The 23848-nt window shown below is 50.4% G+C and carries 25 protein-coding genes; 4 read left to right on the forward strand and 21 right to left on the reverse strand.

Going from position 1 to position 23848, the window contains the following annotated elements; genetic code table 11:
• The 3 genes from SFW65_10205 to SFW65_10215 form a co-directional block, all read left to right on the forward strand.
• Positions 1 to 837: inorganic phosphate transporter (locus SFW65_10205; protein ID MDX1923486.1), on the forward strand; the 837-nt coding region annotated here is incomplete at its 5' end.
• 17 nt (positions 838 to 854) lie between these two features.
• Complete coding sequence (locus SFW65_10210; protein MDX1923487.1) at positions 855 to 1559, forward strand: phosphatase PAP2 family protein; 705 nt, start codon at positions 855 to 857, stop codon at positions 1557 to 1559.
• A complete protein-coding gene (locus SFW65_10215; GenBank protein MDX1923488.1) occupies positions 1559 to 1924 on the forward strand; it encodes a DUF983 domain-containing protein in 366 nt (121 codons plus the stop codon). The genes SFW65_10210 and SFW65_10215 overlap by 1 nt, the downstream gene beginning before the upstream one ends.
• Here the strand turns inward: SFW65_10215 and gmd are convergent.
• Genes gmd through rfbB form a run of 5 tightly spaced genes read right to left on the reverse strand, consistent with a single transcriptional unit; the run spans position 1921 to position 6515 of the window.
• On the reverse strand, positions 1921 to 3042 hold the full coding sequence (gene gmd / locus SFW65_10220) for a GDP-mannose 4,6-dehydratase (GenBank protein ID MDX1923489.1): 1122 nt from the start codon (positions 3040 to 3042) through the stop codon (positions 1921 to 1923). The genes SFW65_10215 and gmd overlap by 4 nt on opposite strands.
• A gap of 38 nt (positions 3043 to 3080) precedes the next feature.
• Positions 3081 to 3626: a dTDP-4-dehydrorhamnose 3,5-epimerase gene (rfbC, locus tag SFW65_10225; GenBank protein ID MDX1923490.1), complete on the reverse strand. Its 546-nt coding sequence runs from the start codon at positions 3624 to 3626 to the stop codon at positions 3081 to 3083.
• Positions 3627 to 3629: 3 nt separating this feature from the next.
• Complete coding sequence (rfbA, locus tag SFW65_10230; protein ID MDX1923491.1) at positions 3630 to 4511, reverse strand: glucose-1-phosphate thymidylyltransferase RfbA; 882 nt, start codon at positions 4509 to 4511, stop codon at positions 3630 to 3632.
• Positions 4512 to 4529: 18 nt separating this feature from the next.
• Positions 4530 to 5423, reverse strand: coding sequence for a dTDP-4-dehydrorhamnose reductase (gene rfbD / locus SFW65_10235; GenBank protein ID MDX1923492.1), 894 nt, complete (start codon positions 5421 to 5423; stop codon positions 4530 to 4532).
• A gap of 9 nt (positions 5424 to 5432) precedes the next feature.
• Positions 5433 to 6515, reverse strand: a complete 1083-nt coding sequence (gene rfbB, locus SFW65_10240; GenBank protein ID MDX1923493.1) for a dTDP-glucose 4,6-dehydratase — start codon at positions 6513 to 6515, stop codon at positions 5433 to 5435.
• 183 nt (positions 6516 to 6698) lie between these two features.
• Between rfbB and mgtE the strand changes: the two genes are divergently transcribed.
• Entirely contained in the window at positions 6699 to 8084 is a 1386-nt protein-coding gene (gene mgtE / locus SFW65_10245) for a magnesium transporter (GenBank protein ID MDX1923494.1), read from the forward strand.
• Between the two features lie 8 nt (positions 8085 to 8092).
• Here the strand turns inward: mgtE and SFW65_10250 are convergent, their stop codons facing one another.
• The 16 genes from SFW65_10250 to rpsB form a co-directional block, all read right to left on the reverse strand.
• Positions 8093 to 9058, reverse strand: a complete 966-nt coding sequence (locus tag SFW65_10250) for a glycosyltransferase family 9 protein (GenBank protein ID MDX1923495.1) — start codon at positions 9056 to 9058, stop codon at positions 8093 to 8095.
• Complete coding sequence (locus tag SFW65_10255; GenBank protein MDX1923496.1) at positions 9016 to 10167, reverse strand: glycosyltransferase family 4 protein; 1152 nt, start codon at positions 10165 to 10167, stop codon at positions 9016 to 9018. Before SFW65_10255 ends, SFW65_10250 begins: the two co-directional genes overlap by 43 nt.
• Positions 10151 to 11329, reverse strand: a complete 1179-nt coding sequence (gene lpxB / locus SFW65_10260) for a lipid-A-disaccharide synthase (GenBank protein MDX1923497.1) — start codon at positions 11327 to 11329, stop codon at positions 10151 to 10153. Before lpxB ends, SFW65_10255 begins: the two co-directional genes overlap by 17 nt.
• Complete coding sequence (lpxI, locus tag SFW65_10265) at positions 11326 to 12150, reverse strand: UDP-2,3-diacylglucosamine diphosphatase LpxI (protein MDX1923498.1); 825 nt, start codon at positions 12148 to 12150, stop codon at positions 11326 to 11328. The genes lpxB and lpxI overlap by 4 nt, the downstream gene beginning before the upstream one ends.
• Positions 12151 to 12156: 6 nt before the next feature.
• On the reverse strand, positions 12157 to 12960 hold the full coding sequence (gene lpxA / locus SFW65_10270) for an acyl-ACP--UDP-N-acetylglucosamine O-acyltransferase (GenBank protein MDX1923499.1): 804 nt from the start codon (positions 12958 to 12960) through the stop codon (positions 12157 to 12159).
• Positions 12961 to 12969: 9 nt separating this feature from the next.
• On the reverse strand, positions 12970 to 13464 hold the full coding sequence (gene fabZ, locus SFW65_10275) for a 3-hydroxyacyl-ACP dehydratase FabZ (protein ID MDX1923500.1): 495 nt from the start codon (positions 13462 to 13464) through the stop codon (positions 12970 to 12972).
• A 90-nt stretch (positions 13465 to 13554) separates the two neighbouring features.
• Complete coding sequence (locus tag SFW65_10280; protein MDX1923501.1) at positions 13555 to 14151, reverse strand: OmpH family outer membrane protein; 597 nt, start codon at positions 14149 to 14151, stop codon at positions 13555 to 13557.
• 14 nt (positions 14152 to 14165) lie between these two features.
• Positions 14166 to 16529, reverse strand: coding sequence for an outer membrane protein assembly factor BamA (gene bamA, locus SFW65_10285; GenBank protein MDX1923502.1), 2364 nt, complete (start codon positions 16527 to 16529; stop codon positions 14166 to 14168).
• A 37-nt stretch (positions 16530 to 16566) separates the two neighbouring features.
• Positions 16567 to 17700 (reverse strand): RIP metalloprotease RseP, encoded by a 1134-nt coding sequence (rseP, locus tag SFW65_10290; protein ID MDX1923503.1) that lies wholly within the window; start codon positions 17698 to 17700, stop codon positions 16567 to 16569.
• A 43-nt stretch (positions 17701 to 17743) separates the two neighbouring features.
• The gene (locus SFW65_10295; GenBank protein MDX1923504.1) at positions 17744 to 18976 is read right to left on the reverse strand and encodes a 1-deoxy-D-xylulose-5-phosphate reductoisomerase; all 1233 of its coding nucleotides are present in this window, start codon (positions 18974 to 18976) and stop codon (positions 17744 to 17746) included.
• A 10-nt stretch (positions 18977 to 18986) separates the two neighbouring features.
• A complete protein-coding gene (locus tag SFW65_10300; protein MDX1923505.1) occupies positions 18987 to 19811 on the reverse strand; it encodes a phosphatidate cytidylyltransferase in 825 nt (274 codons plus the stop codon).
• A gap of 13 nt (positions 19812 to 19824) precedes the next feature.
• On the reverse strand, positions 19825 to 20532 hold the full coding sequence (locus SFW65_10305) for an isoprenyl transferase (GenBank protein ID MDX1923506.1): 708 nt from the start codon (positions 20530 to 20532) through the stop codon (positions 19825 to 19827).
• Positions 20533 to 20555: 23 nt separating this feature from the next.
• On the reverse strand, positions 20556 to 21107 hold the full coding sequence (gene frr / locus SFW65_10310; GenBank protein ID MDX1923507.1) for a ribosome recycling factor: 552 nt from the start codon (positions 21105 to 21107) through the stop codon (positions 20556 to 20558).
• A 25-nt stretch (positions 21108 to 21132) separates the two neighbouring features.
• Positions 21133 to 21864 (reverse strand): UMP kinase, encoded by a 732-nt coding sequence (pyrH, locus tag SFW65_10315; protein ID MDX1923508.1) that lies wholly within the window; start codon positions 21862 to 21864, stop codon positions 21133 to 21135.
• A 99-nt stretch (positions 21865 to 21963) separates the two neighbouring features.
• Positions 21964 to 22887, reverse strand: a complete 924-nt coding sequence (gene tsf / locus SFW65_10320; GenBank protein ID MDX1923509.1) for a translation elongation factor Ts — start codon at positions 22885 to 22887, stop codon at positions 21964 to 21966.
• Positions 22888 to 22920: 33 nt separating this feature from the next.
• Positions 22921 to 23700, reverse strand: a complete 780-nt coding sequence (gene rpsB, locus SFW65_10325; protein ID MDX1923510.1) for a 30S ribosomal protein S2 — start codon at positions 23698 to 23700, stop codon at positions 22921 to 22923.
• Between the last annotated feature and the right edge of the window lie 148 nt (positions 23701 to 23848).

The following is a 23848-nucleotide window of genomic DNA, read 5'->3' on the forward strand; positions in this document are numbered from 1 at the left end:
GGCTCCACCACCAGCATGGCCATGGTGTTTGCCATCCCCCTTGCTGCGATTATCTGGAATTTGGGCACTTGGTTTTTTGGCCTACCCGCCAGCTCTTCGCATACGCTGATTGGGTCCATGATTGGAGTTGCGCTGGTTCACTCCTATATGCAGGGGCATTTTGGCGAAGGGCTGAATTGGGCAAAGGTACACAGCATCGGGCTTTCACTTGTTATCTCGCCGCTTATCGGATTTGTGCTTGCTGCATTGATGCTATTGGGCATGAAAGCTATTGTTAAAATTCCTGCACTCTACACCGCGCCGGATGGCAATAAACCGCCGCCTCTCCCTATCCGCCTGCTACTTATTTTTACCTGCACGGGCGTAAGCTTTGCGCATGGCTCCAATGACGGACAAAAAGGCATGGGCTTGCTCATGGTTGCATTTGTTACATTCGCGCCGGAATTTTTTGGTGAGCCGCATCCCGAAATACCCATCTGGCTGAAAGCGCTGGTCGCAACCACCCTTGGCCTTGGCACGATGGTTGGCTGGAAGCGTATTGTTGTGACAATTGGTGAAAAAATTGGCAAATCGCATATGAGCTATGGCCAAGGTGCCACAGCCGAACTGGTGGCTTTTGCCACGATTAGCGCTGCCGACACCCTTGGGATGCCGGTTAGCACGACTCATCTCTTGTCTTCAGGGGTAGCAGGCACCATGGCCGCCAATCAATCAGGGCTACAAACCAAAACAATCCGTGATATATTGCTGGCATGGATTTTGACATTGCCAGTCAGCATCTTTCTTGGATCGGCGATATTTGCTGCGGGATTATTTATTGTATTCACACTTACCTAACGTAATGGAGAGCCTTGATGCGTATCTTATTTAGTCAATTAATGTTTGTTGTATTGCTTGCCATGGCAGCTCCTGCCCATGCCCTGCCAGAAGGAGCTGAACCGCCGGTTTATTTGAACACCAAACTTATTTCACCCGATGTGCTTCCTCCACCTGCCAAGAAAGGCAGCGCGGAGTGGAAGAAGCAAGTCGCCATGATTGTTCAGGCACAGCGTCATATCTCCAAGCAAGACAAGGCCGCGATGGAAAAGGAACAGATGGTGAGCGTACAGATCGTCAGTGACGTACTAGGCGCGAACTTCACAGCAGAAAAATTACCAAAAACCTTTGCGATGCTTAAACAAGTATATAATGACACCGGTATTGTCGTTGAAACGACCAAGCAATTCTGGGGAGCTCTTCGTCCATATGACGCTGCGCCAAAACAGGTAAAGCTCTTGCTAAACACAGCTAATAACAATGCCTACCCCAGCGGTCATACCACGCTTGCTTATATCCTTGCTGAGGTACTTGGCTTGCTCGTTCCGGATCAACGCCCTGCCCTTCGCCAGCAAGCGAACAAAGTTGCGCAACACCGCATTCAAGCCGGCATGCATTATCCTGAAGATATTGATGCAGGCAAAAGACTGGGCGCGATTTTGCTTGGCGCGATGCTACAAAACGATGAGTTCCAAAGCGATTTGAAAGCTGCGCGCGAAGAACTCAAAGCCAGCACCAAGTAATGGCCAATCAAACGCCTGCCGCCGTAAGCATGTTCAGCGCGATTTTACGTTGTGTCGCGGGCCGCTGCCCTAAATGCGGCGAAGGAAAGCTGCTGCAATCCTATATCAAGCCTGTCCCGAACTGCTCCGTCTGCGGCGAAACCCTTGGCAATATCCGTGCTGATGACGGCCCGCCATGGCTGACGATTTTGATTGTCGGGCACATCATGCTGCCCATCATCTTCGGCATGGGCCCTTCCACAAGACCGGAATGGCAATCCATACTGCTATGGGGCAGCGTGTCGATTGCATTGATGGCGCTCATTCTACCGCGTGCCAAGGGGTTATTTATAGGCATAATCTGGAAAAACCGCCAAGCCGCCTAATCTTTCGACTGGTTGAACCAGCTACCCTTCATGCGTTCGACCTTCGCCTTCATATCATGTTCAGACGTTAAGTGGTCGCGTTTAGCAAGTTCAAAATCGGATAGCGCCATTTCCTTCACCAATTGCTCGAAAGAAACTTCGGGCTTCCAGCCAAGCTTTTGCTTGGCTTTGGTGGCATCACCAATCAGGCTGTCGACTTCCGCAGGGCGGAAATAGCGGTTGCTGATGGCAACGATGCAGCGGCCTTTTTCATCATAGCCTTTTTCATCCGCACCCTTGCCATCCCAACGGATTTTCATATCCAGCACCTTTGCAGTTGCTTCCACAAATTCGCGTACACTGTGCTGCTCGCCGCTTGCAATCACGTAATCATCGGGCTTGTCCTGCTGCAAAATCATCCATTGCATGCGTACATAATCTTTGGCGTGGCCCCAATCGCGCTTGGCATCAAGGTTTCCAAGGAACAGGCATTGCTGCAATCCCAGTTTAATCCGCGCCAGCGCACGGGTAATTTTGCGCGTCACGAATGTTTCGCCGCGCATCGGGGATTCATGATTGAACAAAATACCGTTGCACGCATACATCCCATAGGCTTCACGGTAATTAATGGTAATCCAGTGCGCATAAAGCTTGGCAACACCATAAGGCGAACGCGGATGGAACGGTGTTGTTTCCTTTTGCGGGGTTTCATGCACCTTGCCAAATAATTCCGATGTGGATGCCTGATAAAACCGCGTTTTATCTTTCAGCCCCATGGTACGAATGGCTTCCAATAAACGCAGTGGGCCTAACGCATCGGCATTTGCCGTATATTCAGGTTCTTCAAACGACACAGCTACATGGCTTTGCGCCGCCAAATTATAAATTTCATCCGGTTGCACCATTTGCACAATGCGCATCAGGCTCATGCTTTCGGTCATATCGCCGTAATGTAAAAACAGCTGCGCACCAGGCAAGAGCGGGTCTTGATACAAATGGTCAATGCGGTCGGTATTAAACAACGACACAGGGCGTTTGATGCCGTGCACCTCGTAATCTTTTTTCAAAAGAAATTCCGCAAGATACGCGCCATCTTGCCCGGTGATACCTGTAACAAGCGCGACTTTTTTCTTAGCCATTTAGGTAAACTCATTAATCTGAATGCGATAGTAACACCTTATGCAAATGCAGGGGCGCTGGCAAATGCTACGCCTTTGGCATCACGCGGGGATATTTTCGGCTCCCCCGTTAAGGGCCATGCGATATTCAACGCGTTATCGTTCCACATCACGCAATGCTCGTCTTCGGGCGCATAGTAATCAGTCGTCTTATATAAAAAATCAGCCGAATCAGTCAGCGTAAGAAACCCATGCGCAAATCCGGGGGGCACCCATAATTGCTTGTGATTATCTTCGCTAAGCTCCGTTCCCACATATTTTCCATAGGTGGGCGATGATCTGCGCATATCTACCGCCACATCAAACACTGCGCCGCGCACCACACGCACCAGTTTTCCTTGCGGCTTGGTCAACTGGTAATGCATGCCGCGCAAAATATTTTTCGATGAACGACTGTGGTTATCCTGCACAAAGTTTGGAACAAATCCCGCCGCTGCGTTGAAATCGCGCACATTGAAGCTTTCAAAGAAAAAACCACGTGCATCACCATGCACCTTTGGTTCAATCAACAACACATCGGGAATAGCAGTGGGCGTAACCTTCATGACTTAGTTTTTTTCTTTAAGAAGTTTCAGCAGATATTCGCCATATGCGCTTTTGGCAAGCGGCTGGGCCAGCTTTTCCAATTGGCCTGCATTGATATAACCCTGTGCGAAGGCAATTTCTTCAGGGCACGCAACCTTTAACCCCTGACGATGTTCAATGGTTTCAATAAAATTGCTCGCTTCAATCAAACTCTCATGCGTTCCGGTATCCAGCCATGCATAGCCACGGCCCATGGTTTGCACATTCAATTGGCCCTGTTCCAAATAGGTGCGGTTGACATCGGAGATTTCCAATTCACCGCGCTTTGATGGCTTTAAGCCCGCCGCAATGCTGCACACTTGGTTGTCATAAAAATACAAGCCCGTAACGGCATAATTGCTTTTTGGTTTTTCGGGTTTTTCTTCCAATGAATTCGCTTTACCGTTTTTATCAAAGCCCAATACCCCGTAACGATTGGGTTCATTCACGTGATATGCAAATACGGTTGCGCCTTTTTCGTTTTTATCGGCATTGTGCAACTTATCTGCCAAATCTGTGCCATAAAAAATATTATCGCCCAGAATAAGCGCGGATGGATTATTGCCGACAAAGGTTTTGCCGATAATAAAGGCCTGCGCCAGCCCATCGGGGGATGGTTGTACGGCGTATGACAAATTAATTCCCCAATCGCTGCCATTACCCAGCAATTGCTCAAAACGCGGCAAATCCTGCGGCGTAGAAATAATAAGAATATCTCTAATACCCGCCAACATCAGCGTAGTGAGCGGGTAATAAATCATCGGCTTGTCATAAACCGGCAAAAGCTGTTTGGAAACAACCTTGGTTACTGGATGAAGCCGCGTGCCACTACCGCCTGCCAGAATAATACCTTTACGCGCAGTCATTTTTATTTCTCGCATATGTCATGGCTGTTTTCCGTGAAGTTGTGTAAGCAATGCCGTCACACCGTTTTGCCATTGCGGCAAGGTAATTCCAAATGTTTCTTTAAACGCCGTTGTATCAAGGCGCGAATTAAGCGGACGCGTTGCCGGCGTTGGATAATCGCTGCTTGGAATGGGTTTTATGCCTTCAAATGGCAGCTTCAATTGCATACCCATGCTGTGCAGGCTCTGCACGATAAATTGCGCGTAATGATACCATGATGTCTCACCCGCCGCTGTTAGATGATAAATACCATTGGCGGCACGCCCATGGCGTATCACCTGCGCGGTACAATCCGCCAGCATTGATGCGCCTGTGGGTGCGCCGATCTGGTCATTGATCACGTTTAATGTCTCACGGGCTTTGGCAAGCTCAATAATCGTCTTCACAAAATTCCGTCCTGCTGCACCATAGACCCAAGAAGTGCGAAGGATAATGTGCTGCGCGCCGGATGCAATAATTGCATCCTCCCCATCCTTTTTGGTTTGGCCATAGGTGTTGATAGGGTTTGGTGTATCACTCTCGCGGTAGGGTTTGTTGCCAACACCATCAAACACATAATCGGTCGAAAAATGGATAAGCTTGGCGTTAAACCGTTTGGCTTCTACCGCCATGACTTCCGGCGCGGATGTATTAATCAGCTTGGCAACCGGCTTTTCACTTTCTGCTTTATCTACGGCTGTATAAGCTGCCGCATTCACAATCACATCCGGCCTTACGGCGGCGATGCTGTGCGCTATGCCGTCTAAATTACCCAAGTCGCCGCAATGTTCTGTGCTAGCCCTGTTCAGGGTAATCAGCGTTCCAAGCGGCGCTAGGCTGCGTTGCAGTTCACTGCCCAGATTACCGTTTTTACCGAACAGGAGAATTTTCATGCTACTGCCTTACGCCACTTGCCCGAGATAATTTTTCTTTATCCACTCGCGGTAGGCGCCTGATTGCACATTCGCAATCCATTGCGGATTTTTTAAAACCCAATCCACTGTCTTGCGCAGGCCCGTTTCAAACGTCTCGGTTGGCGTCCAGCCCAGCTCGCGTTCAATCTTGCTTGCATTAATCGCATACCGTCGGTCATGGCCCGGGCGGTCAGTCACATGGGTGATTTGCTGGGCGTATGATTTGCCGTTGCTTAGCGGGCGCTCCTTATCCAGCAATGCGCAAATCGCTTTCACAAGTTCGATATTGGCACGTTCATTATTGCCGCCGATATTATAAACCTCCCCCACTCGGCCTGCTTCCAATACGCGGCGAATGGCCGCGCAATGGTCAGTCACATAAAGCCAGTCGCGGATTTGCAAGCCATCGCCATAAATGGGCAAGACCTTACCTGCCAGCGCATTGACAATCATCAACGGGATAAGCTTTTCCGGGAAATGGTATGGGCCATAATTGTTGGAGCAATTGGTGGTCAGAACCGGCAGGCCATAAGTATGATGGTATGCGCGCACCAGATGGTCAGCAGCAGCCTTGCTGGCCGAATAAGGGCTGTTGGGCTGGTGCGGGTGGTTTTCGGTAACGGCCGGGTCATTTGGCCCTAACGAGCCATAGACCTCATCGGTCGAAACATGAAGGAAACGAAACGCCGCCTTTGCTTCGCCCTGCAATTCCCGCCAATAGGCCAAGGCTGCCTCCAACAAACGGAAGGTTCCCATGACATTGGTTTCAATAAAGGCATCGGGGCTGTGAATGGAACGGTCAACGTGTGATTCTGCTGCAAAATGCACAATCGCGCGCGGCTTATGCTCTGCCAGCAGCTTGGCAACCAGCGCATAATTACCAATATCCCCTTGCACGAAAATATGGCGTTTATCGCCTTTGAGGGAAGCAAGGCTCTCGGCATTTCCGGCATAGGTCAGCTTATCAAGGTTCACGACGGGCTCAGCCCCCACAGACACAGAAGTATCTGTCAGCCAATCGAGGACAAAATTTGCGCCGATGAATCCCGCGCCGCCCGTCACCAAAATCATACCTGCTTATCCCCAAAAAATGGCGTGTAAATCGCGCTTAACTATACGGCTTTGAGCGCCCATGACGCAAGGCTGGAACAGGGGCGCAAATCACTTCCATTTCAATGATTTATTTGCTTGTGAAAACGGGTTTCACAGCATAAAACGCGAGAAGGATTTACGATAAAATCAGAGTCTTTACAAATGGCCGAACCCATCAACCCAAACGAAAAAACGGGTAATAAGCACGCCGTGTTGACGGATGGGTTTTTGCTGCGCGTGTTTGATGCATTAGATGCTAAAGATTCAGTTTCACTCCTTGCATTAATTGACCCGTTGGAGCCAGAAGATTTTGCTGACCTTGTGCATTTTTGTTCTGCCGAACAACGCGAACAACTTTTCGATTTAACCAAGACAAAATTAAATCCCGACGTTCTTCCGCTGCTTGATGAAAATGTGCGTGAAGATGTCGTGGAACAGATGGAACCCGGCCAGCTTGCCGAAGCCATCACCAATCTTGAAACCGATGACGCGGTTGAGGTTATGGAAAACCTCGACCGTCAAACGCAACGCGAAGTTTTATCTGCGCTGCCAGCAGAAGAACGCGATGCACTGCGCACTGCCCTTTCATATCCGGAAGACAGCGCGGGCCGCTTGATGCAACGCGAATTGCTTGCCGTACCAGATGACTGGAATACCCAGCAATGCGTGGATTACATCCGCAGCCGTCAAGAATTGCCGGAAGCGTTTTATGACGTATTCGTAGTTGATAGCGAAGGTCACACACTGGGCGCTGTGCCACTGCACCGCTTGCTGACCGCAAAATCAACAACGCCCATCAAAGAGATTATGGACGAGCAAAGCCAGCGCATGCCGGTGATGATGGACCAAAAGGAAGTTGCCTATTTATTCCAGCGCTACGGCCTTGTTTCTGCGCCGGTTGAAGATGAACAGCACCGCCTTGTCGGTATGATTACCATTGATGACGTGATTGATATTATCGAAGAGCGCGCAACCGAAGAACTCGTTCACCTTAGCGGCGTTAGCGAACCCGACTTTTACCGCGATATTGTTACGACTACACGCTCCCGCTTTACGTGGCTGTTTGTGAATTTAATCACCGCCCTACTCGCTTCTTACGTCATTTCATTTTTCGAAGGCACACTGCAATCCGTGGTTGCGCTGGCCGTACTGATGCCGATTGTGGCATCACAAGGCGGCAATGCAGGCACGCAAACACTGGCGGTTGCTGTGCGCGGGCTTGCGCTGCGCGAACTTACATCCGTCAATGCACTGGCTTTCCTTGCCAAAGAAGCATCGGTGGGCGCATTCAACGGCCTGTTATTCGCAGGCATCATCAGCATCTGTGCAGGGCTTTGGTATCATAACTGGATGATTGCGCTGGTGATCGCGCTTGCCATGATTATCAATATGATTGCCGCGGGGCTGGCAGGCGCATTCATTCCCATCGTCCTCAATAAATTCAAAATTGACCCTGCGATTTCATCAAGCGCGCTGGTGACCACGGTAACCGACGTATGCGGCTATCTGGCATTCCTTGGTCTTGCGACCATCTTCATGATCAAATAACAAGCCTGTTAAATTAATTTGGCCATCTCGCGCTGAACTGCTTCAACGCTGATATCCGCGATAGTGTTTTCTTTCAGCCATGCACAACGCGGACCAACGGGGCCTGAACGCACGGGGTCGGTGTGATGCGACATCAGCGTAAGTGTTGGAGCACCAACCATGGCCGCAAGGAATGTGGGGCCTGTGTCATTGCCCACTACGCCTTCGGCCTTGCGCACCAGACTTGCCAATTGCGCAAAGCTGGTTTGGCCAGACACATCAATAATAAAACTTGCTTCTTCTTTAATCGCCGCAATTGACGCCGCATCGGCTTTTGTACCAACCACCACTACGCCGCAGCCCATATCGGCAAAGGTTTTGGCTAGCTTTGCGTAATGCGCAGGGGGCCAGCGTTTATGAAGCAGATGCGGCGAGCAGCCCGGAATAAACACCACATAGCGCTTGGGCAAATTCAAATCAGTAATTGGCGCTGCCAACCAGTCCAGATTCAACGGCCCGCTATCGCCAATGCCTGCATTACGTAGCTGCACCAGTAATTCCTGCTGGCGATGAATTTTTAATGGAAAGGTTGTGGGCGGGAATGTGGAATTGCCAGCGGTGCTGGACCACTGCACATTTTTATCAAAGAAAAACGGTTTATAGAAACGGGAGCGTGGCTTGTTCTGCAAATCAATAACGCAGTCAAAGTTTCGCGAGCGCACTGCCGTATATAACTTTTTCCACTCATCCCACTGCCACCAGCTGGGGCGATTATCTTCAATTACTGCATCAAACCATGGCATTTGCCGCGCAAGTCCCGCAAACGCAGGCATGGTCAACAAGGTAACTTTCGCATCCTTATGCGCCGCACGGATATCCTGAAATGGCTTCATACACAGCAAGATATCGCCAAGCGCGCCAAGGCGTATGACGAGGATATTTTTTGCGCCCGTCACTTCGCAATCTCCGCATATACCTGCAATGTGGCTGCGCACATTTGCTGCAATTGGAATTTGCCATGCACATACTCTTTTGCCCGCTGTGACATGGCGGCGCGTTCTTCTGCGCTTAAATTCAAACATTTTAAAATCGCGTTGCTGAGCGCCTGCGCATCGCCTGGCGGCACGAGCCAACCGGTTTGACCATCCACTATCGTTTCATCGGTCGCGCCCAACGCGGTTGCAATCACGGGTACGCCCATGGCCTGCGCCTCAACCGGAACACGGCCAAATCCTTCGGCAACTTGGCTGGGGCTTAACACCAACTGCGCCAGCGAATAAGCCGCTGGCACATCGCCGCCATCCATCCAGATAATTTTATCTTTCAACCCATATTCCTCAACCAGTCCGCGCAGACGCTCGCTGTATTTGCTACGCCCTTGGTCGGGACCAATAAATACGCATATAAACGGGTGTTGTTTAAGCGTGCTGAGCGCATCCAGCACCAATTCATGCCCCTTAATCGGCGATAAACGCCCCGGCATAATCATCACCGGTACGCCCGCTTTGTTATTCCAGATGTTCAGCAATTTTTGTTTGCGTTCATCGGAAATCGCTGCGGCATCATAGACACTCATATCAATACCGCGCGGAATAACCGTGATGCGTGATGCATTCACGCCATAATTCTTTTTTATATGCCGTGCAATAAATTCCGAAATCGCGATGATGCGGTCTGATTTCGTCATCACGCTGTTATACCAGTGTTTCAAAAAGAAATTGCTCTTGTATGCAGCATGGAATGTCGTCACAAACGGCGTTCCCGTCATTCGCGCAGCCCATAATGCGCTCCATGCCGGGGCGCGGCTACGCGCATGAATGATATCCACTTCTTCCTTGATAATGATATAAGCAAGGAAAAACGCGTTAAAGATGATACGGAACAGGTTCTTGCTGGCCACATCCTGCCTAATATGGCGCGCATGTTTGGCCTGCAATTCCGCCTGTAAATAACCGCCTTTGCTGACCACAATCGCTTCATGACCTGCTTTAATTAAAGCAACTGAAATATCAACGACAGCGCGTTCTGCACCGCCCGCTTCCAGACTTGGAATAACCTGCAATACCGTCAGCTTATCGGATGACATTTTATCGGATCTGGACATTCGCAACCTCGCATACCACCCGCGCTGCTTTTTCCGATGGCGGCATATCGTCATTCCTCAGCATGATTTTTATTTCATCAAACGCTTTGCGTTGATCTTGGCGAAGCTTTGCATCGCTCCATAACTCAAACAGCTTTTTTGACATCGCTTCGGGTGTACAAAATTGCTGTAAAAATTCCGGCACAACGGGGCGATTGAGTAATAAGTTGGTCAAATTCGCGTATTTCACTTTAATGAACCAGCGATACAGCAACACAGTGATTGGATTGAGCTTATACGCAATAATATGCGGGGTTTTCGCCAGTGCCAGTTCCACAGCTACGGTGCCGGATGCGGCCAGCGCGACATGACTTGCCGCAAACGCATCGTATTTTTGCTGGTCACCAATTAACACCAACGGCTTGATGGGCCAGTTTTTTAAATAAGGCCCAATAAAATCCAGAATCTGTGGAACGGTTGGCACAATGACCTTAAAGCCTTCGGTCAATGGCTGTAACTGCTTCAGCGTTTCGGCAAATACGGGCGCAAGACGCTTAATTTCGCTGCGGCGGCTGCCGGGCAATACGGTAATAATTTTCATGTTACGCGGAATATTCATTTCCTTATAAAAGCGATCCGCATCGCCTTTGTCTGCGCCGCCTTCTGTTACGGTATGACCAACAAAAGTACAAGGAAGCCCGACTTTTTCGAAATACGGCGGCTCGAACGGCAATATCGCCAACAAATGATCAAATATCTTGGCAATTTTTTTGGCGCGCCCGGGACGCCATGCCCAAACGGTTGGCGCCACATAATGAATAAGCGGAATTTTTTCGCTCTTTAATTGCTTGGCTAAACGAAAACAAAAATCAGGGCCATCAATCGTTACCACCGCATCAGGACGGATGCGCTTGGCCGCTTCAACGGTTTCCTTGAGGCGCTTTAATACATGGGGAATTTTCGGTAGCAATTCAACCAACCCGAATAACGCCAGTTCCGATTGTTGGAACAGGGTGTTTAACCCTTCCGCCTGCATGCGTTCGCCGCCGACCCCTTCAAACCGCACTTTGCCATTAAACAGTTTTTTTAATGCCGCCATCAACCGCGCGCCGAGCAAATCGCCCGATGGCTCGCATGCAACCAGAAAGAAACACGGTGTTTTATCGGGAACTTTCTCGCTCATAGCTTTAATCCGATAAGGAAAATACCGTAAGCATCTGCAAGTTTAATGACCTCTTCGCGGTCAATCAGCAGACAACCATGTGCTTGCGCTGCAATACCGCAAAGCCCCGCGGCGCGCGCTTCGCGCACCGTTGAAATGCCAATCGTTGGCAAATCCAGACGCATATCTTGTTGGGGTTTTTTAAGCTTTACCAGAATCGGTGCAGCGCCTTCACGTTTTAATACACCGGCGCGGCCAATCAGCGCATCCGTGCCCTCAATCGCTTCAATGCCCAGCACAATACCCTGCTGTACGACCACCGCCTGCCCTACATCCAATTCACCAAGCGTGCGCGCGATTTCTATGCCGCGCTTAATATCTGTTTGCGCAGTTTCATTTGCGGCATGCTTACCAAGCTGTCCTTCGGGAAACAGGAAATCTGCAAATACATCTTGCACCGCGATGATACGGAAGCCTTCCGCTTCAAATTCCTTGGCAACTGCTTTGAGCAACCCATCATCGCCCAGAATACCAAAGCCAATGCGCGCCAATTTTTGCATCATTAGCCAATCGGGTTTCAATTCGGCAAGGCTGGGGCGGCGCACGCGGCCGAGCAACACGACATCCGTCACGCCCTTTTCCTTGCCCAGCGCAATCGCAGCCGCAGCCGAACCCAGCGGCAGCCAGCTAATCGGCAAATCATCGGCAAGTTCCACAATATCCTTATCGGTTTGGCCTTCCAGCGCCAGAACGTGGAAGGGTTTATTCATACGCATGCACTGCGCAATCAAGCGTTTGGGAGCTTCCCCACCACCAGCAATGATACCGAGTGGCTTTTCCATGCAGAATTATGCGGCTTGATCACTGCGCGGCTGGCAAATGGGCCGCGAAGATTTGTTGCGAATAAAGGTAACGATATCTTTGACGACTTCCGATGCCGCATAATTATCCGCAACCCCTTCGAGCCGCTCGGAGAACGTGCCTTCCGGCGCAAACAGCATGCGGTACGCGTTGCGCAATTCGTTGATTTGTTCTTTTTTGAAACCACGGCGTTCAAGGCCAACCAGATTTAACCCTGCCAGTCGTGCGCGCTCGCCCATCACGGTGCCATAGGGAATAACATCATTTTCAACGCCGGACATACCGCCAATCATCGCATGCGCGCCAATGCGCACAAACTGATGCACAGCCGAATTGCCGCCGATAATCGCATGGTGCCCCACATGCACATGCCCCGCCAGCGTTGCATTATTGACCAGAATAACATGATTACCAATCTGGCAATCATGCGCCACATGCGCGCCAATCATAATCAGGCAATCATCACCGATTTTGGTCACAAGCCCGCCGCCCTCGGTACCGGGATTAATCGTCACATGTTCACGGATGGAATTGCGCTTACCGATTTCAAGGCGCGAATGCTCGCCTTTGAATTTTTTGTCTTGCGGCGCCGTGCCGATGGATGCGAACGGATAAATCTCGGTATCTTCGCCAATGCTGGTATTTCCTTCAATCACTACATGGCTATGTAATTTTACATTCCAGCTAAGTTTGACATTAGGCCCAACCACGCAATAAGGCCCGATGCTTACGTCATCCGCCAGGCTGGCAGCAGGGTCGATGATTGCGGTTTTATGAATATCCTGCGCCACGTTGGTTCCTTACTTGTCCTGACCAAGCATGCTTTCGCGCTTGGTATCAATCAGCATGGCGCTATACATTGCCTCGGCAACCTTATCGCTACCTACATAGGCTTCGCCTCTGAACTTCCACACATTGCCGCGCTGACGATCTTTTTTAACCTTAATGTGCAGCGTATCGCCGGGGAATACCGGGCGACGGAAGCGCGCTTCATCAATCGTCATGAAATACACCATATGGCGGCCTTCTTCGATTTCATCGAGCATATCCACCACCAGCACGGCAGAGGTTTGCGCCATGGCTTCCACAATCAACACGCCCGGCATAATCGGGTGGCTTGGGAAATGGCCCTGGAAAAATGGTTCATTTACCGTCACGTTCTTGACACCGGTTGCGCTTTCGCCGGTCACCACATCAATCACACGGTCAATCAGCAGCATCGGGTAACGATGCGGGATACGATCCATAATTCCTTGAATATCGATGGTGGTGCTTTTTGCTTTTGCGTCTGTCATGGTGGGTCTCGGCACGGCTCTTAGAAAATGAAGAGCGTTTATCAATGCCTTATTTCGCCCGTTAAATCAACGCAAAATCAAGGTGATAGGTTATTTTGTTGGGTCTTTTTTTGCGTCCGGAACATCAATGTTTACCGCAATATCCGGCAATTGCGCGTTCAAACGGGCGCTGACTTCAGCGGTAATGTCATTGCCGTCAATCGTCCACAACACCGCCTGATTACCCTGCTTTGCCAGCACCAATTGTGCGCCCCGTTTCTTGGCAATATCGGAAACAATATCTTTCATGACATCATGCACCTTGCCCAAGGATTGGCTGGTTGCCTTTTCCAGCGTAGCGCGACGTTCCTGAACGTATTTTTCAACGTCGCGGAATTTCTGGCGCAACTGGGTTTCTTTTTCAGCATAGGCTTTTTCATCAAGCTTGCCGCGTTGCTGCACCAGTTCCTGTTCCGCTTCACGGATTTTCTTTTCCTGTGATGAGATTTCATCTTGGAACGCGCTGCGCTGCACTTCTATTTTCTTTTGCGCGCTGATGGCTGCTTTTGAATCATCCAGCACATGTTTTACATCCACAATCAAAATCGGAAAGCGCGGCGTTGCAGCCGTGCCCGGCGGCGAAGGCGCAACTTCAGCCGCTGCTGCGACGGCCCAAAACGCGATGATGAAGGCTAACACATATCTCATTAGAAGCCCAAATGTTAGAAACGTGTCCCAAAGCTGAAGCGGAAGAATTCGGTAATATCATAGGATTCTTTAAGGATAGGCTGCGCCAAGTCAACCCCGATAGGGCCAAACGGCGATTGCCATGTAACGCCGATACCCGAGCTCATGCGCAGCTTGCTGTCAGCCTTGAAGTTTTCGCCCGGCAGCGCAGTTGCATCCACCTGATCAAGGATACCGGCATCGTTAAACACGCGTCCGCGGACTCCAAATTCTTCAGGCAGACCTGTTGGGAAGCTGATTTCCACACGGCTACGGGCAAAGCGGTTACCGCCCAAGGCATCGTTTACGCCAGCTGTCAAATCGCGCGGACCAACGCCGGCAAACTTAAAGCCACGAAGATTTTCGCCGCCCAGATAGAAACGGTCATTAATCCGCACATCCTGACCAAGGCCAAAGATATAACCAACTTCGCCACCAAGGTTCAGGGTCCACTTTTCGAACAGCGGTGTGTAATACGCGCCGCCAATCTTGGTACGTAAGAACTGAACATCACCGCCAACCCCCGCCAGATCATTATTCATCTTCAAATAGAAGCCTTCGGTCGGGTTCAGTTTGCTGTTGCGTTTATCGTACATCAATTCATGACCAATCAACGAGGTGATGCTGGTCCCCTGCTGTTCACGAACAAAGCGGGATGCGGTTGTTGGCACGTTGGTAATCTTGGTTTGCGTTAAACCATAATTCCATCTTTCACTCAGCACATCGGAAAGCGCGTAGCCCGCACGCAAGTTAAACCCGTTACGTTCTTCGTTGAACGAGCTTACATCCTGATTATCACGCGTGGTGCGGAACAAATCACCGCCAACCGCCAAATCCTTTTCAAGGAAATACGGCTCGGTAAAGCTGATGTCATATTGCTGCCTGCGCGCCGATGCCTGAATACCAAAGCGCAGGTTTTGCCCTTTACCCAGGAGGTTACGTTCGTTGATGCTGAAGTCACCCAATGGGCCGTCGGTTGACGAGAACCCCGCACCGATGGAGAAATCACCCGTTGATTTTTCCTTCACATCCACTGCGATAACCGATTGATCGGGCTGCCCGCCTTCGCTTGGCGTTACCTTTACTTCCTCAAAGAAGCCAAGGTCACGGATGTTTTGTTCCGACTTTTTCAGCTTGTTGTTCAGGAATGGGTCGCCTTCCGACAATTGCATCTGGCGGCGGATAACGCGGTCAAGCGTGCGGGTGTTTCCCGCAATATCGATGCGCTGCACGAATACACGCGGGCCTTCATTCACGGCATAATTAATGTCAACGGTGCGCTTTGCCTTATCGGGAGTGAGCTTTGGCTGCACTTGCGCAAAGCCATATTGCAAATCGCCAATCGCGGCTGTCAGCTGCGCAACGGTCTTTTCAACCTTTTCCGCGCTATACGTATCACCCGTTTGGGTGGTAATTTTTGCGCGCAGCGCATCCAGATTAATGCGTTTCAGTGTTGTGCCCAAATCAACCTTGCCAAAGGTGTACTTCTCCCCTTCTTCAATCGCAAAGGTAATAAGGAAGTCTTTACGGTCAGGCGTCAGTTCGGCATGCGACGACAATACACGGAAATCCACATAACCGTGGTTCAGATAAAACCGGCGCAACAATTCCTTATCGTAGTTCAAACGGTCAGGATCATAGAAATCGGAGTTACTAAAGAAACGCCACCATTCTGTTTCGCGGGTATTCACGGCACCACGTAATTCGTCCTCACCAAATACTTTATTGCCAATAAAGTTAATGCGCCGCACGCCGGTACGATCGCCTTCGGTAACCTCAAACACCAGATCAACGCGGTTTTGTTCAAGGCTAATCACCTTAGGCTCGACCAATACGGCAAAGCGACCGGAACGGCGATATACGTCCAGAATACGTTGGGTATCGCTCTTTACGCGGCTCTTGGTATAGACCTGACGCACTTTCAGCTGGATTTCTTTTTCCAAATCCTTGGTTTCAATCGCATGGTTTCCTTCAAACACCACGCGGTTGATCACGGGGTTTTCAACCACCTTCACCAGCAATACATTGCCTTCAACCAAACTCACATGAACATCGGAAAAAAATCCGGTTGAGAATAACACCTTAACGCTATCATTCATTTTAGCGGTGGTGGCGGCATCCCCCTTGGTTAGCGAAAGATATGAACGCACGGTGTCAGCTTCAATGCGCTGCACGCCTTCAACGCGCACATCTGAAATGATTGGCGCGCTTTCCGCAGGCGCAGCAGCCGCTTCCGCGCCAAATACCGGACCAGCATCAAAGCTCTGCGCTTCGGGGGCATTTGGTTGAAACGCAATCGCGCGCGCCGGTGTTAACAGCACGAATAACGCGATAAAAAGATAACGAACCAATAAACTCATAACAGGCGGGATACTTAGAATTTAAGAGAGCATCGTATTAGGAAAACAGACCTTTAACATAACTAAAGATCTGCAACTGATTAATGTCGTTCCATGTGAAGAACAACATCATGCTGATAATGAAGAAGAACCCCACTTTAGACGTGAATTCCATAATGCTTTCATGCACGGGCCCGCCTTTTATCGCTTCGACGGCGTAAAAGAACAAATGCCCGCCATCCAGCAAAGGAATGGGGAATAAATTGAATAACCCAAGGCTAAGCGAAATCACCGCCATGAACCAAATTAGCGGGACAATACCTTCCTTGCCAATCTTACCTGACATTTCAGCAATACGTAACGGCCCGCCCAGTTCTTCCGTGCCACGCGTGCCCACAATAATCTGGCCAATCGCTTTCAGTGTGGTGCCAACCATCGTGCCCATTTCAGTCACAGCAGCGTTTACCGCTGGCACGAATTCCAGCTTGCGATAGGTCATCTTGCCGGTTTCAGCCTTCACGCCAATCTGTCCAACCTGATGCACTGCGCCAAAGCGGTCTTTGACCTCCGCCATTTTGGGAATGATGGTTTTTTCCATCACCACGCCGCCGCGATCTAACGAAATTACCATTGGCTCGGCGCGGCTGGTTGAAATCTCGAGACGAATATCTTCAAAGCGTGTGATCGCAACCTTGTTGATTTTCAAAAATGTATCGCCGGGCAAAATGCCAGCTGCGGCAGCCGGGCCTTCCTTCACCACCTCGCCAATGCGTGGCGGTGTGAATGGCTGGCCTTCGGTTGTGAACAAGCCCACAAACACAATGAAGGTGAAGAGGAAATTAATCGCAGGGCCCGCCGCAACAATCGCTGCCCGCTGCCCAACCGTTTTGTGGAAGAACGCCTGCTTCTTTTCAGCTTCCGTCATCGTATATACTTTTGCATCGGGCGTGCTGGACGGGTCGGCATCGCCAAACATTTTAACATAGCCCCCAAGCGGCAAAATGCTAAAGCGCCAGCGTGTGCCCGACTTGTCATTAAAGCCGATGACTTCCGGACCAAATCCAAGCGAGAACGATTCAATTTTCACGCCGCACATTTTGGCGACGATGTAATGGCCAAATTCATGCACGAACACAACAATACCGAGTACGAGCAGAAAGGATGGCAAGGTATGGAGCAAAATATCTAACATTCAAATTCCTAACGTGATTAGCCTACTAATTGATTTGGTGAGCTTACTTACCGCAAGCTTTGACTTTTTCAGATGCAATACGGCGCGCCGCTGTATCGCTGGTCGTGACCGCTTCAAGTGTATCAAGCGGCTGGATATTCATGGTGGAAAGAGTCTCCTCTACAATTTTGGCAATATCAAGGAAGCCAATTTTGTTGTTTAAAAACGCATCTACCGCGATTTCATTGGCGGCGTTCAAAATAGTTGGTGCAGTTCCCCCGCGTTTTAACGCTTCACGGGTCAAGTGTAAGGCGCGGAAACGGGTTGGATCCGGTTCCTCAAAGGTCAGTGAACCGATTTGCGCGAGGTTAAGGCGCGCCGCCGGTGTTGTCATGCGCTTGGGGTAAGCAAGCGCATACGCAATCGGCGTACGCATATCGGGGCTGCCAAGCTGGGCAAGCACCGAACCGTCCTTGTATTCAACCATGCTGTGAATAACCGATTGCGGATGCACAATCACACCAATTTTTTCTTCCGGCATATCGAACAGGAAGCTTGCTTCGATAATTTCCAATCCCTTATTCATCATCGTCGCGCTATCGATGGAAATCTTGGAACCCATCGACCATACCGGATGCTTGACCGCTTCTTGCGGGGTTACGCGTGCCATATCTTCCAAACTGGTGTGACGGAACGGGCCGCCCGACGCGGTAAGAATTAATCGTTCAATTCCATCACGGCCTTCATCATCAAATACCTGATAAATGGCATTGTGTTCACTATCCACCGGCAGCAAATGCGCCCCGTGGTCACGCACTTCGCGCATCATCAACGGGCCTGCGCAAACAAGGCATTCTTTATTGGCGAATGCAACGGTTGCGCCGCGCTTTACTGCTGCCAAGGTTGGCGGCAAACCCGCTGCACCAACAATTGCGGCCATCACCCAATCACTTTTGCGCTGCGCAGCTTGCGTTATGGCCTGCGCGCCTGCGGCAAGCTCAATCCCCTTACCCGCCACAGCGCTGCCCAAACCGTCCTTTAATGCCTTGTACTTGCTTTCATCGCCAATCACGACCAATTCAGGGCGCAACGCCAACGCCTGCTTAATCAACAAATCCACATTCTGGTTCGCGGTTAGCGCGGTCACGGTGAATTGGTTCGGGTTGGCTTCGATAAGCTCCAGCGTCTGGGTTCCCACCGAACCGGTCGAGCCAAGCACAGTAACGCTGCGCGGGGCAGTCTGCGTTACTCTTGAAAAATCAACTGTTTGCTTCAATGCCTTCACGTTATCACTCATCTAGATCCACTCAATTACTTTGCGTCCACCAGGACAAATCAAACCCGTTCATCCAAAGGGCAACCGACAGCAATAGAGCCGCCATAATCAACCCATCCACGCGGTCAAGCAAGCCGCCATGACCGGGGATAATAACGCCGCTATCCTTTACGCCAGCGTGACGTTTTACCCATGATTCGAATAGGTCACCACAGTGGGCGGCCAATGACAAGCCAAGACCAACTCCTACCACAACTAGCGGTTTTTGTGCAGAAAATAGCATTGAACAAAGATAGGCCATAAGCGCAGCACAACACAGGCCACCGATGAATCCGGTCCATGTTTTGCTAGGACTGATGTCCGGCGCTAATTTGGCGCCGCGCAACATTTTTCCTGTAAAAAAGGCCCCCGTGTCGGTGAGCCATACAACCCCGCATAAGGTGGCCGCCAGCGTAAAGCCCCCTACTTCGCGGATATGCAAAAGCGCGAGCATGGCCGAGCCCAGATACGAAACCCCCATGGATAGCAAAACGGGCTTTTCGATTTTTGAAAGACGAAACCCCGCCATCAACACAAGGCTAAGCGACAGACACAACATAAATGCGGTATTGATATCTGCCTGCAACGCAATACCCCAGGTTAACGCAAGTGAAAACAAAACGCACACCCAGACACGCTTTTGCTGTTTGGGGTTCAACATGGCCAACCATTCATAGCCCGCGAACAGGCAACCCAGCAGCATCAGGCTTTGCCATGGCAATCCACCCAACATCAAAATTGCAAGGAATGACGGCACCAGCACCAGCGCACTGACAAGACGTATCATCAGGTTTTTTGAAATGTGAAACAACGTCATGACGCAAACTTTTTCATGATGCTCTGGCACCATATCTGCGTTCGCGCTTATTGAATTCATCTAAAGCGCGGTTCATATCTTCCGCAGTGAAATCTGGCCACAGCGTATCGAGGAATACGAATTCGGCATAGGCCGATTGCCAGAGCAGGAAATTGCTGATGCGTTTTTCGCCCGATGTGCGGATGATTAAATCAGGGTCGGGAATATCCTGCGTATAAAGCTGCGCGGAAACTGCGGCTTCATCGATTGCCTGCGGCGCAATCAAACCCGCCGATGCTTTTTCTGCCAGCATTTGCACGGCGCGCACCATTTCCTGCCGGCCACCATAACTTAATGCCACGGTTAAATTAAGCCGCGTATTTTGTGCGGTCAGTTCTTCGGCTTTTTCAATCAGAGTGATGATATCCGCATCAAATCTGCTGCGATCACCGATAATACGCAGACGCACCTGTTCTTTATGAAGCTGCGCCAATTCGCCCTGCAAATAGAGACGCAGCAGCCCCATCAAATCCTGCACTTCATCGCTGGGGCGCTTCCAGTTTTCCGATGAAAAACCATACAAGGTCAGATAGGGAATATGTGCATCCACCGCCGATTGCAACGCCCGGCGCACCGCATCAATTCCTGCCTTATGCCCCATCACGCGCGGCAGATGACGCGCAGCAGCCCAGCGGCCATTGCCATCCATGATAATTGCGACATGTTTAGGGGTAGTTGTCATGCAGCTAGTCCCTAACGTCGCCCTTAAACGACCATGATATCTTTTTCTTTATGCGCTAATGCTTCATCAATTTTCTTGATGACTTCGTCGGTCAGCTTCTGGATTTTTTCAGAAAGCGTTTTATGTTCGTCTTCGCCGATTTTCTTGTCTTTTTCCTGTTTTTTCAGATCATCCATACCATCGCGGCGCACATTGCGCACAGCAACGCGGGCAGCTTCAGCATATTTGCCGGCAACTTTGGAAAGTTCCATGCGGCGTTCTTGTGTCAAATCGGGCACTGGCACGCGAATAAGCTGCCCATCACCTTGTGGGTTCAACCCCAACCCCGCGTCACGAATGGCTTTTTCAACATTTTTGCCCATGCCCTTATCCCACACTTGCACGGTCAGCAAACGGGGTTCCGCAACGCTGATGGTCGCAACTTGGTTCAGTGGCATCATGTTGCCATAGGCCTCTACCATTACAGGCTCCAGCATGCCGACATTGGCGCGGCCGGTGCGAAGGCCAGCGAGTTCTTTTTTAAAACTGTCCAGCGAAGCATCCATACGGTGTTTCAAATCATCGAGAAGTGCCATGAGATTTTCTTTCTAGTTTTAGATACTAATTTTCAGTGATAATCGTAAAGCGTCCCTTGCCTTGGACAACTTCGGCAAGCTCGCCATGCGAGAAGATAGAGAATACGATGATGGGAATGCGGCTTTGGCGTGCCAATGAAATGGCCGATGTATCCATCACTTCCAGATCCTTGGTCAGCACATCTAAATAGGTCAGGCGTTCAAAACGTGTTGCGTTCTTATCCTTGCGCGGATCGGCGGAATAAACACCATCTACCTTGGTTGCTTTAATCAGCGCATCACAGCCCATTTCAGATGCGCGCAATGCCGCCGCTGTATCGGTAGTAAAGAACGGGTTACCGGTACCAGCTGCGAAAATCACCACACGGCCTTTTTCCATATGGCGAATGGCACGGCGACGAATATAAGGTTCGCACACGGCCGCCATCGGAATGGCGGATTGCACACGGGTTTGAACGGAGACTTTTTCAAGAGCATTCTGCATCGCCAACGCATTCATCATGGTGGCAAGCATCCCCATGTAATCTGCGGTTGCGCGTTCCATGCCGCTTGCTGCGCCCGATACGCCGCGGAAGATATTTCCGCCGCCAATCACCACGCACACCTGAATGCCTTTGGATACAACGTCTTTGATTTCTTCGGCAACACGGTCAAGCACGGTTTGGTCGAGCCCATAATCGCGCTCGCCCATCAAGGCTTCACCGGAAAGTTTGAGAAGAATGCGTTGGTACTTTGCAGGCTTGATAGAAGTATTCATAGCTTCATCCTTAACATTTTTACGTGCGAGATTATCAGCCATGTTTTACTCCCCATCCAAACCACCCAAAAAAGACCAACGCCAGAAACAAGCGATGTATTAGCTAGCCATCTTAGCAACTTCGGCGGCAAAGTCCGTCTGTTCTTTTTCGATTCCTTCACCAAGGTGATAGCGAACAAAAGCGGTCAATTGCACGGGGGTACCTAGGTCTTTTGCGGCTTTTTCAACAACCGCCTTGATCTTGGTTTCGCCGTCCACCACAAAGGTTTGCTCAAGCAAGCATACTTCTTCATAGTATTTCTTGATGCGGCCATCCACCATCTTGGCGATGATTTCGGCTGGCTTACCTGCGGCTTGGGCTTGTTCCGTGAAAATCGCGCGTTCACGTTCCAACGCCTTTGCATCCACGCTGCTTGCATCCAGAAATTCAGGACGCGCAGCAGCAATGTGCATAGCAATCTGTTTGCCAAGCGCTTGCAGCTTTGCGGCATCAGCCTTGGATTCCAGCGCAACCAATACGCCGATCTTGCCAATGCCAGGAGCAATCGCATTGTGCATGTAGCTAGCAACAACACCTTCCTTCACACTCACCTGCGTTGCGCGGCGAAGGTTCATGTTTTCACCCACGGTTGCAATCAGGTTGGTGATTTCACCAAACACATCGCGGCCAGTGCCAGGGTATGGCTGGGTCTTCAGCTTTTCGATATCAGTTGTGGTGTTGTGTGCCACATCCGCAACCGTGCGAACATAGGATTGAAAGCCTTCATTGCGACCAACAAAGTCGGTTTCCGCATTCACTTCAACCGCTGTGCCCTTGGTGCCGCTTGCCACAACAGCAACCAGACCTTCAGCAGCAACGCGGCCAGCTTTCTTGGCAGCTGCCGAAAGGCCCTTCTTGCGAAGCCAATCGATCGCTGCTTCCATATCGCCAGCAGCCTCGGTCAACGCCTTCTTGCAATCCATCATCCCTGCGCCAGTTTTTTCGCGCAGTTCCTTTACCGCATTTGCAGAAATATCCGCCATGAGTTCCTCTTATATATGTAAGGTCGTTAAGTCTTAAGCAGTCTTAGTATCGTTTGCTACGCCGGTTGGCAGCAGGATTTCAGCTGGCTTTTCTGCCGCGCCCAAATCAATACCGCTTGCAACCATTTCTTTTTGCAAACCATCAAGAACGGATTGCGCAACCACGTCACAGTAAAATTCAATGGCACGCAGCGCGTCATCGTTACCTGGAACGGGATATGCAATGCCCGATGGATCGGAATTGCTGTCAAGAACAGCAACCACAGGAATGCCAAGCTTTTGTGCTTCTTTTACAGCGATATCTTCTTTGTTGGTATCGATGATGAAGATGATGTCTGGCAAACCGCCCATATCTTTAATACCGCCCAAGGCTTGTTCAAGCTTGTTGCGTTCACGGGTCTTTTCCAAAAGTTCTTTCTTGGTCAGCTTTGCAGCTTGTTCAACAATTTCGGTTTCCAGATCGCGCAGACGCTTGATGGAGTATGAAATGGTCTTCCAGTTGGTGAGCATACCGCCCAGCCAACGGCTGTTCACAAAGTATTGACCGCATTGGCGTGCTGAAGCTGCAATTTTTTCTTGCGCTTGGTGCTTGGTGCCAACGAATAATACGCGGCCACCTTGTGAAACCACATCGCGAATGGCGTTCAGGCCACGGTAAAGCAATGGAACGGTTTGTTCCAGATCGATGATGTGTACGTTATTGCGAACGCCGAAAAGATATGAAGACATCTTCGGATTCCAACGGCGTGTGTTATGTCCGAAATGTACGCCCGCTTCCATGAGCTGACGCATGCTGAATGATGGCATTGCCATGTTTTAGTTCCCTTCTCCGGTTAATACGTCGGCAAGTCTGTTGTGATTGAGCATCGCTCAACACCGGACGGCAGCAGGGCAGTTTTTTTGTCCACCCATAGGCCTAAACTTGCCTGTGATTTAAGTTAAACTTCTAACGAAGCTGTTG

This window comes from Alphaproteobacteria bacterium (genome assembly GCA_033762625.1).
In the GTDB taxonomy this organism is placed as follows: domain Bacteria; phylum Pseudomonadota; class Alphaproteobacteria; order UBA9219; family RGZA01; genus RGZA01.

Coding starts and splice junctions, on each gene's coding strand:
- SFW65_10210 (MDX1923487.1), top strand. CDS start 855: ATGCGTATCTTATTTAGTCAATTAATGTTTGTTGTATTGCTTGCCATG.
- SFW65_10215 (MDX1923488.1), top strand. CDS start 1,559: ATGGCCAATCAAACGCCTGCCGCCGTAAGCATGTTCAGCGCGATTTTA.
- gmd (MDX1923489.1), bottom strand. CDS start 3,042: ATGGCTAAGAAAAAAGTCGCGCTTGTTACAGGTATCACCGGGCAAGAT.
- rfbC (MDX1923490.1), bottom strand. CDS start 3,626: ATGAAGGTTACGCCCACTGCTATTCCCGATGTGTTGTTGATTGAACCA.
- rfbA (MDX1923491.1), bottom strand. CDS start 4,511: ATGACTGCGCGTAAAGGTATTATTCTGGCAGGCGGTAGTGGCACGCGG.
- rfbD (MDX1923492.1), bottom strand. CDS start 5,423: ATGAAAATTCTCCTGTTCGGTAAAAACGGTAATCTGGGCAGTGAACTG.
- rfbB (MDX1923493.1), bottom strand. CDS start 6,515: ATGATTTTGGTGACGGGCGGCGCGGGATTCATCGGCGCAAATTTTGTC.
- mgtE (MDX1923494.1), top strand. CDS start 6,699: ATGGCCGAACCCATCAACCCAAACGAAAAAACGGGTAATAAGCACGCC.
- SFW65_10255 (MDX1923496.1), bottom strand. CDS start 10,167: ATGTCCAGATCCGATAAAATGTCATCCGATAAGCTGACGGTATTGCAG.
- lpxB (MDX1923497.1), bottom strand. CDS start 11,329: ATGAGCGAGAAAGTTCCCGATAAAACACCGTGTTTCTTTCTGGTTGCA.
- lpxI (MDX1923498.1), bottom strand. CDS start 12,150: ATGGAAAAGCCACTCGGTATCATTGCTGGTGGTGGGGAAGCTCCCAAA.
- fabZ (MDX1923500.1), bottom strand. CDS start 13,464: ATGACAGACGCAAAAGCAAAAAGCACCACCATCGATATTCAAGGAATT.
- SFW65_10280 (MDX1923501.1), bottom strand. CDS start 14,151: ATGAGATATGTGTTAGCCTTCATCATCGCGTTTTGGGCCGTCGCAGCA.
- bamA (MDX1923502.1), bottom strand. CDS start 16,529: ATGAGTTTATTGGTTCGTTATCTTTTTATCGCGTTATTCGTGCTGTTA.
- rseP (MDX1923503.1), bottom strand. CDS start 17,700: ATGTTAGATATTTTGCTCCATACCTTGCCATCCTTTCTGCTCGTACTC.
- SFW65_10295 (MDX1923504.1), bottom strand. CDS start 18,976: ATGAGTGATAACGTGAAGGCATTGAAGCAAACAGTTGATTTTTCAAGA.
- SFW65_10300 (MDX1923505.1), bottom strand. CDS start 19,811: ATGACGTTGTTTCACATTTCAAAAAACCTGATGATACGTCTTGTCAGT.
- SFW65_10305 (MDX1923506.1), bottom strand. CDS start 20,532: ATGACAACTACCCCTAAACATGTCGCAATTATCATGGATGGCAATGGC.
- frr (MDX1923507.1), bottom strand. CDS start 21,107: ATGGCACTTCTCGATGATTTGAAACACCGTATGGATGCTTCGCTGGAC.
- pyrH (MDX1923508.1), bottom strand. CDS start 21,864: ATGAATACTTCTATCAAGCCTGCAAAGTACCAACGCATTCTTCTCAAA.
- tsf (MDX1923509.1), bottom strand. CDS start 22,887: ATGGCGGATATTTCTGCAAATGCGGTAAAGGAACTGCGCGAAAAAACT.
- rpsB (MDX1923510.1), bottom strand. CDS start 23,700: ATGGCAATGCCATCATTCAGCATGCGTCAGCTCATGGAAGCGGGCGTA.